Raw genomic sequence first — 15,230 nt, forward strand, 5'->3', positions numbered from 1 at the left:
GAAGCGCCGCGCGGGCGGCGCTCGATCTCAAACACCCCATAACTCTATAGCCATACTCACCCAGGCCCCCATGCTCATCGACGAAGAACTGACGCTCAAAAAGCTGGAAACCTTTCTCGCCTTCATGCGCACCGGCAACCTCGGCCGCGCGGCTGCCGAGTTGTCCACCAGCGCCGTCAGCGTGCACCGCGCCATCCACTCGCTGGAAAGCGCCCTGCGCTGCCCGTTGTTCAAGCACGAAGGCCGCCAGCTGATCCCGCTGGAAAGCGCCTACGTGCTGGAAAAGAAAGCCCGGCAGCTGATTCAGGACGCCGAGCAGATGGTGCGCCACACCCGTGAGGCCGCGGGGTTCTACGCCGAGCGCTTCCGCCTGGGTGCGCTCTATTCGCTGACGGTAAAAACCGTGCCCAAACTGGTCATGGGCCTGAAACTGCGCCGCAGCGAGCTGAACATCGACCTCACCCTGGGTTCCAACGTCGACTTGCTGCAGCGCCTGAAAAACCACGAGCTGGAAGCTATCCTGGTGTCACTCGACGAAAGCGTCAGCGACCCGGCCTGCGAGCAGCTGGCGCTGTTCTCCGACGACATCTTCCTTGCTGTCCCCACCGACTCGCCCTTCGCCGAACAGGCCGAGGTGGACCTGGCCGACCTCGCCGACTCCACCTTCATCACCCTGACCCAAGGCTTCGCCACCCACCGCGATGGCGCGCGGGTGTTCCAGCAGGCCGGCTTCGAGCCCAAGGTAGCCATGCAGGTGAACGACATCTTCACCCTGCTGAGCATGGTCAGTTCGGGTGTGGGCTTTGCCCTGCTGCCCGGGCGCATCGCGGCGGTGTACGAAAACCGCGTCAGGCTGATTGCCTTGAAGCCGCAATACCGCTTGCAGCAGCACATTGGCGTGGTGTTTCTGAAAGCGCGGGAGCGGGAGCCCAACTTGCTGGCACTCCTTGCAGAGTGCCGGATGTACAGCCGGGATAACTGAACCTGCGCCACTACTGGCCAGCGCAGGTTCAGGGGGCCCTCCACGCATTGGCGACAAGCGAAGCCCTGCTCGCGTGCCACCCTTGCAGCAAAACCGCCAACGCCGCCAGGCCGGCAGGAATCAGCAATGATGCGAACACTTGGGCAAAGCTCCAGCCCAGCGCCAGCATCTGGGCCCCGGCAAAGGCGCTGAGCACGGCGCCAATGCGCCCGATGCCGCTCATCCAGCTGGCCCCGGTCGCCCGGGCTTCAGTGGGGTAAAAGGCCGCCGCCAGTGCATTCATGCCAACGCTCGCGCCATTCAGCCCAAAGCCCACGGCGCAGGCAATGGCGCACAGCCAGGCGAAATCCCCCGCCACCTGGCCAATCGTGAAGATAACCGCGCCGCTGAACAGAAACGTCAGCATCAGTACGCGCTGCGGGTTACAGCGGTCCATGGCCCAGCCTGTTGAAATCGCCCCTGCCGGGCCGCCAATCTGAAAACAGGCCGTGACAATGGCGGCTTCGGACACCGAAAAACCACCGCCCTCCTTCACCAGCGTCGGCAACCAGCCGCTGAACAGGTACACCAGAAACAGCGCCAGCACATAGCCAGCCCAGAGCATGCAAGTACCGAAGCGGTAGCGCGGCGAGAGGATAGTGCCAATCGCGCCGCCAGTGCCTTGGGGTTTGGCGGGCATGACGAAGGTACTGTCGCCGTTGACATGCTCAGGGGCCAGGCGGCGGACAATGGCCAGAATGCGCTGGCGGTCTGCGCCTTTGCTGACCAAAAAAGTGACCGATTCCGGCAGCCGCCAATACAGCAGTGGCAGGACCAGCAGTGGCAACACCCCGCCCAGCACCAGCACACTGCGCCAACCCAGGTTGGGAATCATCCAGGCGCTGACGAAACCACCCATCGCTGCCCCCAGGGAGAACCCGCAGAACGCCAGGGTGATCAGCAGCGAGCGGCTGCGCGCAGGGGCGTATTCGCTGACCAGCGTGCTGGCATTGGGCATGGCAGCACCCAGGCCCAGGCCGGTAAGAAAGCGCAGCGCGACCAGGGTTTCCAGGTTTGGGGAAAAGGCCGAGGCCAGGGTCCAGGTGCCGAACAGCAGCACGCTGCACAGCAATACCGCCTTGCGCCCGTAGCGGTCAGCCAGTGGGCCGGCAATCAGGGCGCCAAGGGCCAGGCCAATCAGCGCGGCGCTCAATACCGGGCCCAGGCTTTGCGCATCCAGGCCCCAGTCGCTTTTCAGTTGCGGGGCAATGAAGCCGATGATGGCCACGTCCAGGCCGTCCAGGGCAATGATCAGGAAGCCGAGGAACACCACCCATTTCTGGTAGCGGCCGATGGGTTGCTGGTCGATCAGTTGGCGCACGTCGAGCGTGTTGTTCATGGGTATCACCTGTTGTTGTTTTTATGACGGTGTTTCGGGGTCTCTGTGGGAGCGGGCTTGCCCGCGAAGCAGGCCACGCGTTGGATGGCACGGGCTTCGCCCGTGTTCGCGGGCAAGCCCGCTCCCACAGTGATCGCGCAAACTTTTAGATTTTGATCAAGACAGTTGCTCCCACAAGTACGCTGTAAGGACTGTCACCTGATTACCAGGCTGGGTAAGCGCACCGGCCGGATGATCCGTGTTTCCTGTGCCACCACCAGGTCACGGGTGGCGTGCAGATACGCGGCAAAGTCCGGGTCGGCATCCCGCGCCGCACTACGCTTTTCAAAGTCATCGAGGCTGTCATAACCCCACAGGTGCACCACCTGGTTCAGCGGCCCGATGCTGCTGGTGTAGAACGCCAGCGGTGCGCCGAGGTGGCGCAGCAGGATCGGCATCGCCAACTGGTCGAAGGCTTCGAGAAAGGCCGCCATGCAGCGCGGGCGGATGGTGTAGATGCGGTGATCGACCACAGCCTTGTCCATCACGCCACCTCCCGCGCATTGCCCGCCGCCGCCAGCCCCTGCTCGACACCGCCCAGGTGGCGCCCGGTGATGTAGCCAAAGGTCATGATCGGCCCCAGGGTAATGCCGGCACCAGGGTAGTTGCCGCCCATGATGCTGGCGCGGTCGTTACCCACCGCATACAGCCCTTCGATGGCCTGCCCGCCGGCGGCCAGCACTTCACCGACCACGCTGGTGCGCAGCCCGTCGAAGGTGCCCAGGTCGCCCATGACCACCTTCACGGCAAAGTACGGCCCCTCGCCCACCGGCGCCACGCAGGGGTTGGGCTGTTGCTGTGGGTCGGCCAGGTAGCGGTTGAAGCTGGTACTGCCGCGGCCGAACTGGCGGTCCTCGCCGTGCACTGCGCCAAGGTTGTAGTCGCGCACGGTCCGTTCCAGCCCTTGCGCATCGATCCCGGCCTTGCCTGCCAGCTCGGCCAGGGTCTTGCCCTTGAGCAGGTAGCCGTTACGCAACAAGGGGCCCGTCGGCATCGGTGCAGGCTTGGCGAAACCCAGGCCGTACTTGGCCAGGGTGCGGCGGTCGCACACCAGCCACATGGCGGTTTCCGCCTGCCCGGCGCAAGCCTCGATCAACGCGGCACCCACGTCGTGGTAGGCGTTGGACTCGTTGGTGAAACGCTGGCCCGAACGCAGCACCCCGATCACACCCGGCTTGTAGCGGTCGAGCAGATGCGGAAAGGCGATGTAACGCCCGGCACCCACCGGCACCTTCGACACGGGCATCCAGGCTGCTGGCGCTTGCAGGCGGATATCGACCTTGGCCCCCAGCGCCTCGGCCATGCGCGCACCATCGCCGGTATTACCCGCTGGCACCGGTGAAAAATGCTCACCACCTCGACGCACATGCGGGTAGGCCTGGCGCAACCGTTGCAGGTCATGGGAGAACCCACCACAGGCCAGCACCACCCCGCGACGGGCCTGAATGCGCAGTTCGCTGTCGCCTTGCCCGGCCAATGCCCCCACCACCCGAACACCGTCGCGCAGCAGCTGCCGCGCCGGGGTGCCGGTGAGGATCGGGATGCCCAGGTCCAACGCCGAGCGCACCAGGCGCGCCGCCAAGGCATTGCCGCTAGTGACCTGGGTGCCGCGGCGATACAGGGCCAGCTCCTTCAGGTGGGTCAGCAGGCGCCTGGCCACATACACGAACGACGTCAACGAGCGGGTAACATTGAAGAAGTGCTTGAGGTCGGCATTCGACGAGTTGAACATCATGCCGATGAAGGTGATGGTTTTCAGCGGTGGGCGCAGGCGTGCCATGTCCGGCCCGAGGCCACGGATGTCGTAAGGTGCGGCCAGTATCGAGCGGCCGACATCGACGCCACCCTCAACTTGCGGGTGATAGTCGGGGTACAGCGTAGGCACGAACTTGACGGCGGTTTCCCGCTCGAAAAACTCCACCATTTGCGGTCCGTAGCGCAAGAACGCCTCGACCCCCGCCGCATCAAAACAGGCACCGGTTTCGTTGCGCAGGTAAGTCATGGCCGCCTCCGGGCTGTCGTTGGCCCCGTGCCTGTTGCCAGGCACCCACAGCACACCGCCGGAAAACGCCGTGGTACCGCCAAAACAGTCGTCTTTTTCGATGACGATCACGTCAAGGCCATGCTTCTTCGCTGTAATCGCCGTCGCCAGGCCACCGGCGCCCGCGCCGACCACCAGCACATCGCAGTTACGTGTGGTCATGAGCGTGCCCCCTCAAAGCCTGGGCGTGGGATCAGCGCCATGGGCATGCTTTCGAGCCCGCCATCCACGGTCAGCTCTGCGCCGTTGATGTAGTCGGCGCGCCGGCTGGCCAGAAACAGCACGGCTTCGGCGATATCCTGTGGTTCACCGATGCGCTGGTTGGCGGTCATGGCGCTGCGCTGGCGTTCGATTTGCGGGTCGGCATAAAACGCTGCGGACAACGGTGTGCGGATCAACCCTGGGCACACTGCGTTGCTGCGCACACCTCGCGGCCCCCATTCCACGGCAATCTGCCGCGACAGCATGCTGACCCCGGCCTTGGCCGCACTGTAGGCACCGCTGTTGGGTTGCGGGTAGTGGGCGGCGATCGAGGCCACGTGCACGATACGGCCCTCGCCCCGGGCCAGCATCGAACGGCCGAAGGCCTGGGCACACAGCAGGTAACCCGTGAGGTTGACCGCCAGCACCTGGTTCCATTGCTCCAGGGTCAGCACTTCCAGCGCACCGGGGCGCAGCACGCTGGCATTGTTGACCAGTACATCGCAGCGCCCATGCAGCGCCTGAACCTGGGCAGCAGCCTGCTCCACGCTGGCCGGGTCGGCGATGTCGCAGCCCAGGGCGCTGACCTCACCGACACTGTGTTCACCCAGGGTGGCAGCCAGTTCACGGCATTTGTCCAGGTCACGGTCGAGCAGCACCACATGGGCGTGCTGCTCGACCAGGGCGCCGGCCAACGCCGCGCCAATACCACCGGCGGCGCCGGTGACCACGCATACGGCCGAGTCCAGGCCCAGCCATTGAGAGGGGATCTTGTTGTTGTGCATGCTGCTCTCCAGAGTGTCGCTTCATCTGGGCCACAGCCTAGGGCCGGCAGGCACACCGGCAGAATGGACAAAACCTGCAACCAGCCCCACATTCCCGACAATTTTCGCCCTGCCGCCTCAAGCCTGCAGGCAGCTGTGGCACAGTAGCCAGGTACCGAACAGAACAATTACAACACCATGAACAAGATCCCCAACTACGCCCTGTACGGTGAAACCGCACAACCGGTGTGGCACGAAGCCCTGCATGTGGAGCAGATCTCCCAGCGGTCTGGCGCACACAACTGGGAAATTGCCGCGCACCGTCATGAAGGCTTGCTGCAGTTGCTGTACCTGCAAAGCGGCGGCGGTGAAGTGCTGTTCGACAGTGACCGGCTCCAGGTGCAGGCCCCCTGCGTGGTGTATGTGCCGGCGCAAGTGGTGCATGGTTTCCACTGGGCCGGTCAGGTCGAGGGCCAGGTGATCACCGCCGCCCAGCACCCGCTGGAAAGCATTGCCCAGGTGCTGGCACCCAACCTGCTGGTGCAGGTGCGCAAACCACAGGTGATCGCCCTGCCGTCGTGGGCAGCCGACGAAGACCCGTTGCTGCCGCTGTTCATGGCTTTGCGCGAGGAGTACCACAATCGCGCCCGTGAGCATGTGGCCAGCAGCATGGCCCTGTTGCTGACGCTGCTCATCCAGGTGCTGCGCCATGAACCGCACCTGCCCCACGGCGAGCAGCGCCCAGTGTCAAGGCGCAGCCAGCAACTGACCGCTTTTCGTGAGTTGGTGGACATGCATTACCGCGCCCATTGGCCACTGGCGGACTACGCCGCCGAGCTCGGCATGACCCTGGCTACGCTGGGGCGGTTGTGTCAGGAGCACCTGGGCATGACGCCCATGAACGTGATCAATGCCCGGCTGGTGCTGGAGGCCAAGCGCATGCTGGGGCATTCGAGCCTGAGTGTGAAAGAGATCGCCCATGAGCTGGGGTTTGCCGATGTGGGGTATTTCAGCCGGTTCTTCCGCAAGCATGCGGGGGTGAGCCCTAGCGGGTTTCGCGAGGGCCAATAACACCTGCAGGATTTTGCTGTGGCCTGCACGGGCCTCTTCGCAGCACAAGGCTGCTCCTACTGGAGCACGCTATACCTGTAGGAGCAGCCTTGTGCTGCGAAGAGGCCGGTACAGGTCAGCACTAGACCGCCAAGGCCCGCTGCACATCGCCTACTGTGGTCGCCAGGCTGCTCAGGTGCAAATTCAACACCCGCTCCACCGGTGCCTGATCCAGCGGCCAGTGCAAGGCAATGCTCCCGGCCAGGCGCCCATCGGCATGCACCGGCAAAGCAATGGCGCGGATCAGGAAGGGCAAGCGCACCGGATACTCCCAGTACCCTTCGGTCCGCTGGCCAAAGCCCTTGTGTGCGTCTTCTTCGATATTGCGCAGCACCTTTTCATCGCGCAGCCGCTCATGGGCCGCCAGGCGCTGGACCTCATCGACCGCCAGCTCACCCAGGCAGGCCCGCCCCATTGCCGAGTGAAAAAGGCTGGCATGCTGCCCGACGATCTGGCAGGTATGCGGGTACCGCTTGCGCAATACCTGGGGGATGGCGCTTTCCATCACCTCCAGCCGCTCGCCGTCGAAACACGACAGGTCCACCACCAGCCCGGTGCGCTCGCTCAGGTCCAGCAGCATCGGTGCGGCACTTTCCACCAGGCGCCGCTTGAAGCGCATCTGCCGGTCGCCGAACAGCCGCCGCGCGCACAGCCGATAACGCCGGTCGCTAAGGCCACGGTAGACCCAGCCCTGCTCCTGCAAGGTGGCCAGCATGCGCGACGCCGTGGCCTTGGGCAGGCCTGTGAGGTAATGCAGTTCTTCCAGGCCCAGTGCCTGGTGCTCGCCCAGCAGGTCGACGATGGCCAGCGCACGCTCCACCGACCGCACGCCGCCACTGTCTGCCGTAATGCCCATGGGTATGACCTCCCTGTAGCTGGATGGTCAGCATAGCCAGCAAGAACCGCGCCTGCCCAGTGCTTTCATCAGCCCTGCAGGCACGGTGGCGGGCGCCGTTCTACCCAACGGGTGAGCTGTTCATGGGCGTACGCCAGTTGCAACACCGCATGGTCGGCCTGGGCCGGGCCTATGATCTGCAGGCCCGTGGGCAAACCAGCGCTGTTGAAGCCGACCGGTACGCTGATGCTCGGCAAGCCCGCCAGGGTCGGCCCGATCACCACCTCCATCCAGCGATGGTAGGTGTCCATCGCCCGCCCCCCGACCACCGTCGGCCACGCCAGTTTTGCATCGAAAGGGAACACCTGGGCAGACGGCAACAGCAGGTAGTCGTAACGTTCGAACAGGTTGGCCAAGGCGCGGTACCAGTCGCTGCGGTCCAACGACGCCTGGTACAGCGCTGCCGCGCTCAGCTGCAAGGCACCCTCCACCTCCCACTGTGCTTCGGGCTTGAGCAAGGCGCGCCTGGCGGGGTCGGCATAGGCCGCGCCGAGGTTGCCGTGCACCAGGAAGTGGCGGTGGGTGAGCCAGCATTGCCATAAGCGCGCGGGGTCGAATGCCGGTTGGCAAGCCTCGACCCGGCAGCCCAGTTCGGCGAAATCGGCCAACGCCGCCTCGCACAGGCCCATCACCCCGTCATCCATCGGCAGGTAGCCGTTGTAGTCACCCAGCCAGCCAACCCGCACGCCACGAAAGTCGCGCTGCAGCCCGGCGGCGAAATCGCGCTGGCCCTCGTTCAGCGACAGCGGCACCCGCGCATCAACGCCCGCCTGGGTCGACAACAGCCGCGCCACATCCACCACGCTGCGCCCCATCGGCCCTTCGGTCGCCAGCTGCTGCACGAACAGTTCGGGCGCCGGGCCATGGGGTACCCGGCCCTGCGACGGGCGCAGGCCGAACACATTGTTGAACGCCGCCGGGTTGCGCAGCGAACCCATCATGTCGCTGCCGTCAGCCACTGGCAGCAGGCGCATGGCCAGCGCCGCTGCCGCCCCGCCACTGCTGCCGCCGGCCACCCGCTGCGGGTCGTAGGCATTGGTGGTGGTACCGAACAGGGTGTTGTAGGTTTGCGAGCCGAGGCCGAACTCGGGCACGTTGCTTTTACCCACGATCAGCGCCCCGCTCGCCCGCACCCGCGCCACGCTGATTGCGTCATGCTCAGGTACCTGTTCGGCGAACAACGGCGAGCCCAGGGTGGTGCGCAGCCCGGCAGTGGCAGCCAGGTCCTTGATCGCCTGGGGCATGCCGTGCATCCAGCCGCGGGAATGGCCCCGCTTCAGCTCGCGGTCACGCGCGTCGGCCTCGGCCAACACCGCCTCGGCCGGGCGCAGCGACACCAGGGCGTTGACCTGCGGGTTGCAGCGGTCGATGTGCGCCAGGTAGGCCTGCATCACCTCCCGGCACGATACCTGGCGGGCATGGATGGCCTGGGACAATGCTTCGGCATCGAGGGCAACGATGGGGTCGATGGCTAGCGGCTTCACGGTTTTACTCCAAGGTTGAAAGTGGCAGGCTTGCCCGCCCGGGGTGCTTCTTTCAGGCAATAGGTACCCAGCAGCGTCAGCAGGCAGGCGAACAGCACGTAGAACGACGGTGCTACCGGGGTGCCGAGTGCCTTGGTAAGCCAGGTGACGATCAACGGGGCAAAGCCGCCGAACACCATCACCGCCACGTTGTAGGCCACCGAGACACCGGTGGACCGCACCTCCACCGGGAACTGTTCGGCCAGGGCAGTAGGTGCCGGCCCGAAGAAGCCGCCAATGGCCGTGCACAGCAGCAGTTGCATCACCAGCAGGCGCTCCAGCGAAGGCGCGGCGGCCACCCACACATACAGCGGGTACACCATCACGAAAAAGGCCAGGGTGAAGGCCATCAGCACCGGGCGCCGCCCCACCCGGTCAGACAACGCTCCGGCCAGTGGAATGACCACGGTCATCAGCCCCACGGCCAGCATCTGCACCAGCAGCACCTGGTCCAGCGGTAGCCCGAGGCTCTTGTGGGCAAAGGTCGGCATGTTCACCAGCACCACGTAGAACGACACCGTCGCGCCACAGGCCAGGCCCATCGATACCAGCAGGCTGCGCCGATGTTCACGCAATACCTGCCACAGGGTAGGCGACTGGCCCTTTGCCTGGCGGCGCGCCTCGACGAACTCCTCGGGTTCTTCCATGTGCTTGCGTATCCACAACCCGACCGGGCCGATCAGCAGGCCGAGCACGAACGGGATGCGCCAGCCCCAGCTGTCCAGCGCCTCTGGCGAACACAAGTGCGTCACCAGGGCCACCATCGCCGCCCCGGAAAACACCGCCAGGCACTGCCCCACCAGTTGCCACGAACCGTACAGGCCCTTGCGGTGGGCCGGCGCGCTTTCCACCAGAAACGCCGTGGCACTGGCGTACTCGCCACCGGTGGCAAAGCCCTGCAGCATGCGCGCTACCACGATCAACAGCGGCGCAGCCATGCCAATGGCCAGGTAGTCGGGAGCAAAAGCGATCATCGCGATCGACACGGTCATCAGGCGGATGATCAACTGCATCGCCGCCTTTCGGCCCTTGCGATCGGAGTACATGCCCAGCAACACGCCGCCCACCGGGCGCATGAAAAAGCCGACGCCAAAGGTGGCCAGGGCCATCAGCAGCGAGGCGTATTCGTCATCGGACGGGAAAAACTGCCGGGCAATGATACTGGCCAGAAAGCCGTAAACAATAAAGTCGTACCACTCCAGGGCGTTGCCGATAACGGCGGCGACCACTTGCCGGGTACGCGACACGCCGGTGCTCGAAGTCTGCATAGGGAACACTCCACACAATGATTGGGTGATCGCCCAGGCGCGGTCGCGCCCGGGTTCCAGCGGCAGTCGTCAAAAAGGGAAGGTCAGGCGGGCGCGAGCCAGCGCTCTGCCAGCGCGCCCCAGTAGGCGGCGCCGGTCAGCAGGATGTCGTCGTTGAAGTCGTAGGCCGGGTTGTGCACCATCGGCCGCGATACACCATTGCCGATGAACAGGTAGGCCCCCGGGCAGCGTTGCAGCATCCAGGCGAAGTCTTCGCTGCCCATCAGCTTGCGGGTGTTGCCATCCACCGCCTCGGCACCGAGCAACTCGACCCCTACCTGCGTGGCAAAGGCGTTTTCTGCAGCATGATTGACCAGCACCGGGTAGGCCGGGCGGTGTTCGATGCTGACGCGGCAGCCAAAGCTTTCGGCCTGGCTGACGATGATCGCCCGCACCCTCTCCAGGGTCTGCGCCCGTACCTCAGCGTTGAGCGCGCGCAGGCTCAGGCGCAACAGTGCCTGTTGTGGGATCACATTGGCCGCTTCACCGGCCTGCAAGGCGCCGACGGTCACCACCGCAGCTTCCTGTGCATCAATGTTGCGCGCCACCACGGTTTGCAGCGCCATCACCACACTGGCCGCCGCCACCAGCGGGTCGACGGTCAGGTGCGGCATCGAACCATGCCCGCCAACCCCGTCGAGGGTCACCGTCAGCAGGTCTTGCGAAGCCATCATCGGCCCCTCGCGAAAACCCAGGTGCCCGGCCGGCAAGCCGGGCATGTTGTGCATGCCAAACAGCGCATCGCAAGGGAAGCGCTCCAGCAAGCCATCAGCCAGCATCGCCTCGGCGCCGCCTTGGCCCTCCTCGGCCGGCTGGAAGATCAGCGTCAGCGTACCGTCGAACTGCCGGGTTGCCGCCAGGTAGCGGGCGGCGCCCAGCAGCATGGTGGTGTGACCGTCATGGCCGCAGGCATGCATGCACCCCTGGTGCTGGCTGCTGTAGGCAGCGCCGGTCGCTTCATGAATGGGTAGCGCGTCCATATCGGCACGCAGGCCCAGGCGGCGTGGGCTGCTGCCATTGCGCAGCACGCCGACTACGCCGGTCTTGCCGATGCCGGTGTGTACTTCATAGCCCCACGCCTCCAGCAGCCGGGCGACCAGCGCCGAGGTGCGGCTTTCTTCAAAGCCCAGTTCGGGGTGAGCGTGGATATCGTGACGGATCGCGTGCAGGTCGCTGGCCACGTCGTCGAGCCAGGCCAGGATGTGCTGATGTCGGGACATGTAGAGTCTCCTCGCGCGGGTGGTTTCCCGTTCTTGTTGTTTGCCTTGAGGTCACGACGGGTAGGGCAGGTCGTGCTTGGCGACAGATAAACGCGGGGAGGCTGAAAGCACAATCGAATCTGGTTCCACCGTGTGAAACCAGATTTCGATTGTGCTGCCAAGCATGGTTTACGGGGTGGTCCAGCGCACCAACAGTACTTTTTCCGGCACAGGCTGGAGAATGGCCGATTCCTGGCCCAGTAACCGATTCCATCCAGTGGCTTCCTTTAGCGATTCTATTGCGAGTTTGCCCAATGGAATTCTGTTCGTCCTGGCTTCTACCAGTGTGGCTTTGATATCGGTAACCAGCTGCCTCATTTTTCCCACACCGGCAACTGAGGCTGCCCCCATCCCTAATACGCAGACCACTTCACTCGCCAATCCGACAGTTGGATAACCGAAAGCCATCGCCACACCCGGCACTTTGGTCAGGGTACTGGCAAGGCCACCGTTGAAAATCATTGCATTGTTGGTGCGGCTCGCGGCGTCGAACTCATTGGGTACAAGCTGCCCATTGGCCTTGGCAACCGAGCGCTTGACAATTGTTCTCGAAGCCTTGTTGAGCGAAGACAGCATGCCAACGGTTCCCCAGACCAACCCCGTGCCTTGCCCGGCTATACGTGTGGGTGAATGACCATCACGGTCCACATTGTTGACCGGATCGCCCTGACAATAAGCATATGCATTGAGACCTCCGCGGCCAAAAGGACTCACTGCATCGGGACTGTGAAAACGCATCAGTCCTGTGTCATAGGCCCGTTTACCGTTGCCAAGCAGGTACCGGCGCGGCGGTGCCCCACCTAATTCACCGGCGAAGGCCAGTAACGGGGCTGACTGGGGCACATAAAAGCCATAAGGTGAATAGGTTCGGGCTTCGAAGTTGTTACCCGGCGCAGTGGAGGCTTGTTTGTCTAACGCCTGTAGTTCCGAAATTTGCATGATTGAGACTCTGGATAATGGTGTTCTCAAGGCCACACTAATCATCTGCCAAAGCCTCGGAAACTCGCAGTTCCATGGGGTGACAACGCTGCAGGCACGACAGCAGTAATACTGTTACCGTGGGCGCATTGTTGAGCCACAGCCAAGGACTGCGTCATGCCCCCACGCCAAACCACCCCGAACGGCTTCGTCCGCGTGCGAGGTGCTCGCGAGCACAACCTGAAGAACATCGATGTCGATATCCCCCGCGACGCTTTGGTGGTGTTTACAGGCGTGTCTGGCTCGGGCAAGTCTTCGCTGGCCTTTTCCACCCTGTATGCCGAAGCCCAGCGCCGTTACTTCGAGTCGGTAGCGCCTTATGCCAGGCGCCTGATCGACCAGGTGGGCGTGCCGGACGTGGATGCCATCGAAGGCCTGCCGCCGGCGGTGGCCTTGCAGCAGCAACGCGGTACGCCGAGTGCCCGCTCTTCGGTCGGTAGCGTGACCACCTTTTCCAGCTCGATCCGCATGCTCTACTCCCGCGCCGGGCATTACCCGGCCGGGCAAGGCATGCTGTATGCCGAGGATTTTTCGCCGAACACGCCGCAAGGTGCCTGCCCGGAGTGCCACGGCATGGGCCGGGTCTACGAGGTGACCGAAGCGACCATGGTCCCCGACCCGTCGCTGACCATCCGCGAGCGCGCGGTGGCGTCGTGGCCAATGGCCTGGCAGGGGCAAAACCAGCGCGACATTCTGGTAACCCTGGGCTATGACGTCGACATTCCCTGGCGCGACCTGCCCCAAGCGCAACGCGACTGGATTCTGTTCACCGAAGAAACCCCTACCGCCCCCGTGTATGCCGGCCTTACCCCGGCGCAGACCCGCGCCGCACTCAAGCGCAAGCAGGAGCCCAGCTATCAGGGCACCTTCATGGGCGCCCGCCGCTATGTGCTGCACACCTTCATGCATTCGCAAAGCGCGCAGATGCGCAAGCGCGTGGCCCAGTACATGCGCCCCAGCCCCTGCCCGCAGTGCCAGGGCAAGCGCCTGAAGCGCGAAGCGCTGGGCGTGACCTTCGCCGGCCTGGACATCGCCGAGCTGTCACACCTGTCATTGCAGGCGCTGGCCGAGGTGTTCCGCAAGGTGGCGGCAGCGGACTACCTGACACAACAGCAGGACGACCTGACCCTTGAAAAGCGCCTGGCCGCCCAACGGATCGCCAACGAGTTGCTGGAGCGCATCCACACCCTGCTCGACCTTGGCCTCGGTTACCTGGCCCTGGAGCGCAGCACCCCGACCTTGTCCTCCGGAGAGCTGCAACGCCTGCGCCTGGCCACCCAGCTGAATTCGCAGCTGTTCGGCGTGATCTACGTGCTCGACGAGCCATCGGCCGGTTTGCACCCGGCCGACAGCGAAGCGCTGTACGAGGCCCTGCAGCGCCTGAAGCACGCAGGCAACTCGGTGTACGTGGTCGAGCATGACCTGGACACCATGCGCCGCGCCGACTGGCTGGTGGATGTGGGGCCCGCTGCCGGTGAGCACGGTGGCACCATCCTCTACAGTGGGCCGCCCGCAGGGCTGGCCGGGGTCGAGCAGTCGTGCACCCGCGCCTACCTGTTCGGTGCACCGGCCCAGGCTGCACGTGCGCCACGCCAGGCTCGCGACTGGTTGAAGCTCGAAGGCATCACCCGCAACAACCTCGATAACCTCAGCGCCGAGTTTCCGCTGGGCTGCTTTACCGCCGTTACCGGTATTTCCGGCTCGGGCAAGTCCAGCCTGGTCAGCCAGGCCCTGCTGGAACTGGTGGGCGCGCACCTGGGCCACGCCGAGCAGCGTAGCGAACCCGAAGAGCAGAGCCTGGAGGACGAACCCGAGCAAACCAGCAGGGGGCAGGTCAGCGCCGGCCTGGATAGCATCAAGCGCCTGGTACAAGTCGACCAGAAGCCGATCGGCCGCACGCCTCGCTCCAACCTGGCCACCTACACCGGCCTGTTCGACCATGTGCGCAAGCTGTTCGCCGCCACCGAACAGGCCAAGGCCCAGGGTTTCGACGCCGGGCGCTTTTCCTTCAACGTCGCCAAGGGCCGTTGCGCCAATTGTGAAGGTGAAGGGTTTGTCAGCGTCGAGTTGCTGTTCATGCCCAGCGTCTACGCGCCCTGCCCGACCTGCCATGGCGCCCGCTACAACCCCGAAACCCTGGCTGTCAGCTGGCAAGGCATGAACATCGCCCAGGTGCTGCAACTGACGGTCGACCAGGCCCTGCAGGTATTTGCCGAACAGCCACCGGCGCGCCGTTGCCTGCAAGTGCTGCAGGATATCGGCCTGGGCTACCTGCGCCTGGGCCAACCGGCCACCGAGCTGTCCGGTGGCGAAGCGCAGCGGATCAAGCTGGCGACCGAACTGCAACGCCAGGCCCGCGGGGCAACCCTGTATGTGCTGGATGAGCCTACCAACGGCTTGCACCCACAGGACATCGACCGGCTGCTGGTGCAGTTGAACCGCCTGGTCGAGGGCGGGCACAGCGTGGTGGTGGTCGAGCATGACATGCGCGTGGTGGCGCAAAGCGACTGGGTGATCGATATCGGGCCAGGGGCCGGGGATGCCGGGGGCAAGGTGGTGGTCAGTGGCACGCCGCAGGCGGTGGCTGGGTGCACCGACAGCCACACAGCGGCGTTTCTGGCCAAAGCGCTGTAGCCTGTAAGGGCCCATCGCCGGCAAGCCAGCGCCCACAGGGACTGCACATGACTTAAGGTCAATGCGGTCAAGGTGGGAGCTGGCTTGCCGGCGATGAGGCCGATAAAGGCAACACGAGG

General features: G+C 64.6%; 12 protein-coding genes. 3 read left to right on the forward strand and 9 right to left on the reverse strand.

What is annotated here, in order from left to right:
* Nucleotides 1-70 precede the first annotated feature (70 nt).
* Nucleotides 71-982: a LysR family transcriptional regulator gene (locus AK81_RS05665; protein WP_043197381.1), complete on the forward strand. Its 912-nt coding sequence runs from the start codon at nucleotides 71-73 to the stop codon at nucleotides 980-982.
* Nucleotides 983-1,010: 28 nt separating this feature from the next.
* Here the strand turns inward: AK81_RS05665 and AK81_RS05670 are convergent, their stop codons facing one another.
* From AK81_RS05670 to AK81_RS05685, 4 genes are all read right to left on the reverse strand, one after another.
* Nucleotides 1,011-2,360, reverse strand: coding sequence for an MFS transporter (locus tag AK81_RS05670; RefSeq protein WP_043197382.1), 1,350 nt, complete (start codon nucleotides 2,358-2,360; stop codon nucleotides 1,011-1,013).
* A 194-nt stretch (nucleotides 2,361-2,554) separates the two neighbouring features.
* Nucleotides 2,555-2,884, reverse strand: coding sequence for an NIPSNAP family protein (locus AK81_RS05675; protein ID WP_043197383.1), 330 nt, complete (start codon nucleotides 2,882-2,884; stop codon nucleotides 2,555-2,557).
* Nucleotides 2,884-4,602: an FAD-dependent oxidoreductase gene (locus tag AK81_RS05680; RefSeq protein WP_043197384.1), complete on the reverse strand. Its 1,719-nt coding sequence runs from the start codon at nucleotides 4,600-4,602 to the stop codon at nucleotides 2,884-2,886. The genes AK81_RS05675 and AK81_RS05680 overlap by 1 nt, the downstream gene beginning before the upstream one ends.
* Complete coding sequence (locus tag AK81_RS05685; RefSeq protein ID WP_043197386.1) at nucleotides 4,599-5,426, reverse strand: SDR family NAD(P)-dependent oxidoreductase; 828 nt, start codon at nucleotides 5,424-5,426, stop codon at nucleotides 4,599-4,601. The genes AK81_RS05680 and AK81_RS05685 overlap by 4 nt, the downstream gene beginning before the upstream one ends.
* Nucleotides 5,427-5,603: 177 nt before the next feature.
* On the opposite strand from AK81_RS05685, the gene AK81_RS05690 reads away from it, so the two are divergent.
* Complete coding sequence (locus AK81_RS05690; protein WP_043197387.1) at nucleotides 5,604-6,476, forward strand: helix-turn-helix domain-containing protein; 873 nt, start codon at nucleotides 5,604-5,606, stop codon at nucleotides 6,474-6,476.
* Between the two features lie 121 nt (nucleotides 6,477-6,597).
* On the opposite strand, the gene AK81_RS05695 is transcribed toward AK81_RS05690, so the two are convergent.
* From AK81_RS05695 to AK81_RS27920, 5 genes are all read right to left on the reverse strand, one after another.
* A complete protein-coding gene (locus AK81_RS05695; protein WP_043197388.1) occupies nucleotides 6,598-7,371 on the reverse strand; it encodes an IclR family transcriptional regulator in 774 nt (257 codons plus the stop codon).
* A gap of 68 nt (nucleotides 7,372-7,439) precedes the next feature.
* The gene (locus AK81_RS05700; RefSeq protein WP_043197390.1) at nucleotides 7,440-8,894 is read right to left on the reverse strand and encodes an amidase; all 1,455 of its coding nucleotides are present in this window, start codon (nucleotides 8,892-8,894) and stop codon (nucleotides 7,440-7,442) included.
* The gene (locus AK81_RS05705) at nucleotides 8,891-10,201 is read right to left on the reverse strand and encodes a citrate-proton symporter (RefSeq protein WP_043197392.1); all 1,311 of its coding nucleotides are present in this window, start codon (nucleotides 10,199-10,201) and stop codon (nucleotides 8,891-8,893) included. Before AK81_RS05705 ends, AK81_RS05700 begins: the two co-directional genes overlap by 4 nt.
* 83 nt (nucleotides 10,202-10,284) lie before the next feature.
* Nucleotides 10,285-11,460 (reverse strand): M20 aminoacylase family protein, encoded by a 1,176-nt coding sequence (locus AK81_RS05710; protein ID WP_043197393.1) that lies wholly within the window; start codon nucleotides 11,458-11,460, stop codon nucleotides 10,285-10,287.
* A gap of 168 nt (nucleotides 11,461-11,628) precedes the next feature.
* Complete coding sequence (locus AK81_RS27920) at nucleotides 11,629-12,438, reverse strand: RHS repeat-associated core domain-containing protein (protein WP_081042018.1); 810 nt, start codon at nucleotides 12,436-12,438, stop codon at nucleotides 11,629-11,631.
* 156 nt (nucleotides 12,439-12,594) lie between these two features.
* Here AK81_RS27920 and AK81_RS05720 point away from each other — a divergent pair, with 156 nt between their 5' ends.
* Nucleotides 12,595-15,111 carry an excinuclease ABC subunit UvrA gene (locus AK81_RS05720; protein ID WP_043197395.1) on the forward strand — a complete coding sequence of 839 codons (2,517 nt, stop codon included), beginning with the start codon at nucleotides 12,595-12,597 and terminating at the stop codon, nucleotides 15,109-15,111.
* The last annotated feature ends 119 nt before the right edge of the window (nucleotides 15,112-15,230 follow it).

Source organism: Pseudomonas putida W15Oct28 (assembly GCF_000708715.2).
Classification (GTDB): Bacteria; Pseudomonadota; Gammaproteobacteria; order Pseudomonadales; family Pseudomonadaceae; genus Aquipseudomonas; species Aquipseudomonas putida_R.

What these genes read in the sequence shown, in the direction of transcription:
- AK81_RS05665 (WP_043197381.1), top strand. Translation starts at nt 71, where the DNA reads ATGCTCATCGACGAAGAACTGACGCTCAAAAAGCTGGAAACCTTTCTC.
- AK81_RS05670 (WP_043197382.1), bottom strand. Translation starts at nt 2,360, where the DNA reads ATGAACAACACGCTCGACGTGCGCCAACTGATCGACCAGCAACCCATC.
- AK81_RS05675 (WP_043197383.1), bottom strand. Translation starts at nt 2,884, where the DNA reads ATGGACAAGGCTGTGGTCGATCACCGCATCTACACCATCCGCCCGCGC.
- AK81_RS05680 (WP_043197384.1), bottom strand. Translation starts at nt 4,602, where the DNA reads ATGACCACACGTAACTGCGATGTGCTGGTGGTCGGCGCGGGCGCCGGT.
- AK81_RS05685 (WP_043197386.1), bottom strand. Translation starts at nt 5,426, where the DNA reads ATGCACAACAACAAGATCCCCTCTCAATGGCTGGGCCTGGACTCGGCC.
- AK81_RS05690 (WP_043197387.1), top strand. Translation starts at nt 5,604, where the DNA reads ATGAACAAGATCCCCAACTACGCCCTGTACGGTGAAACCGCACAACCG.
- AK81_RS05695 (WP_043197388.1), bottom strand. Translation starts at nt 7,371, where the DNA reads ATGGGCATTACGGCAGACAGTGGCGGCGTGCGGTCGGTGGAGCGTGCG.
- AK81_RS05705 (WP_043197392.1), bottom strand. Translation starts at nt 10,201, where the DNA reads ATGCAGACTTCGAGCACCGGCGTGTCGCGTACCCGGCAAGTGGTCGCC.
- AK81_RS05710 (WP_043197393.1), bottom strand. Translation starts at nt 11,460, where the DNA reads ATGTCCCGACATCAGCACATCCTGGCCTGGCTCGACGACGTGGCCAGC.
- AK81_RS27920 (WP_081042018.1), bottom strand. Translation starts at nt 12,438, where the DNA reads ATGCAAATTTCGGAACTACAGGCGTTAGACAAACAAGCCTCCACTGCG.
- AK81_RS05720 (WP_043197395.1), top strand. Translation starts at nt 12,595, where the DNA reads ATGCCCCCACGCCAAACCACCCCGAACGGCTTCGTCCGCGTGCGAGGT.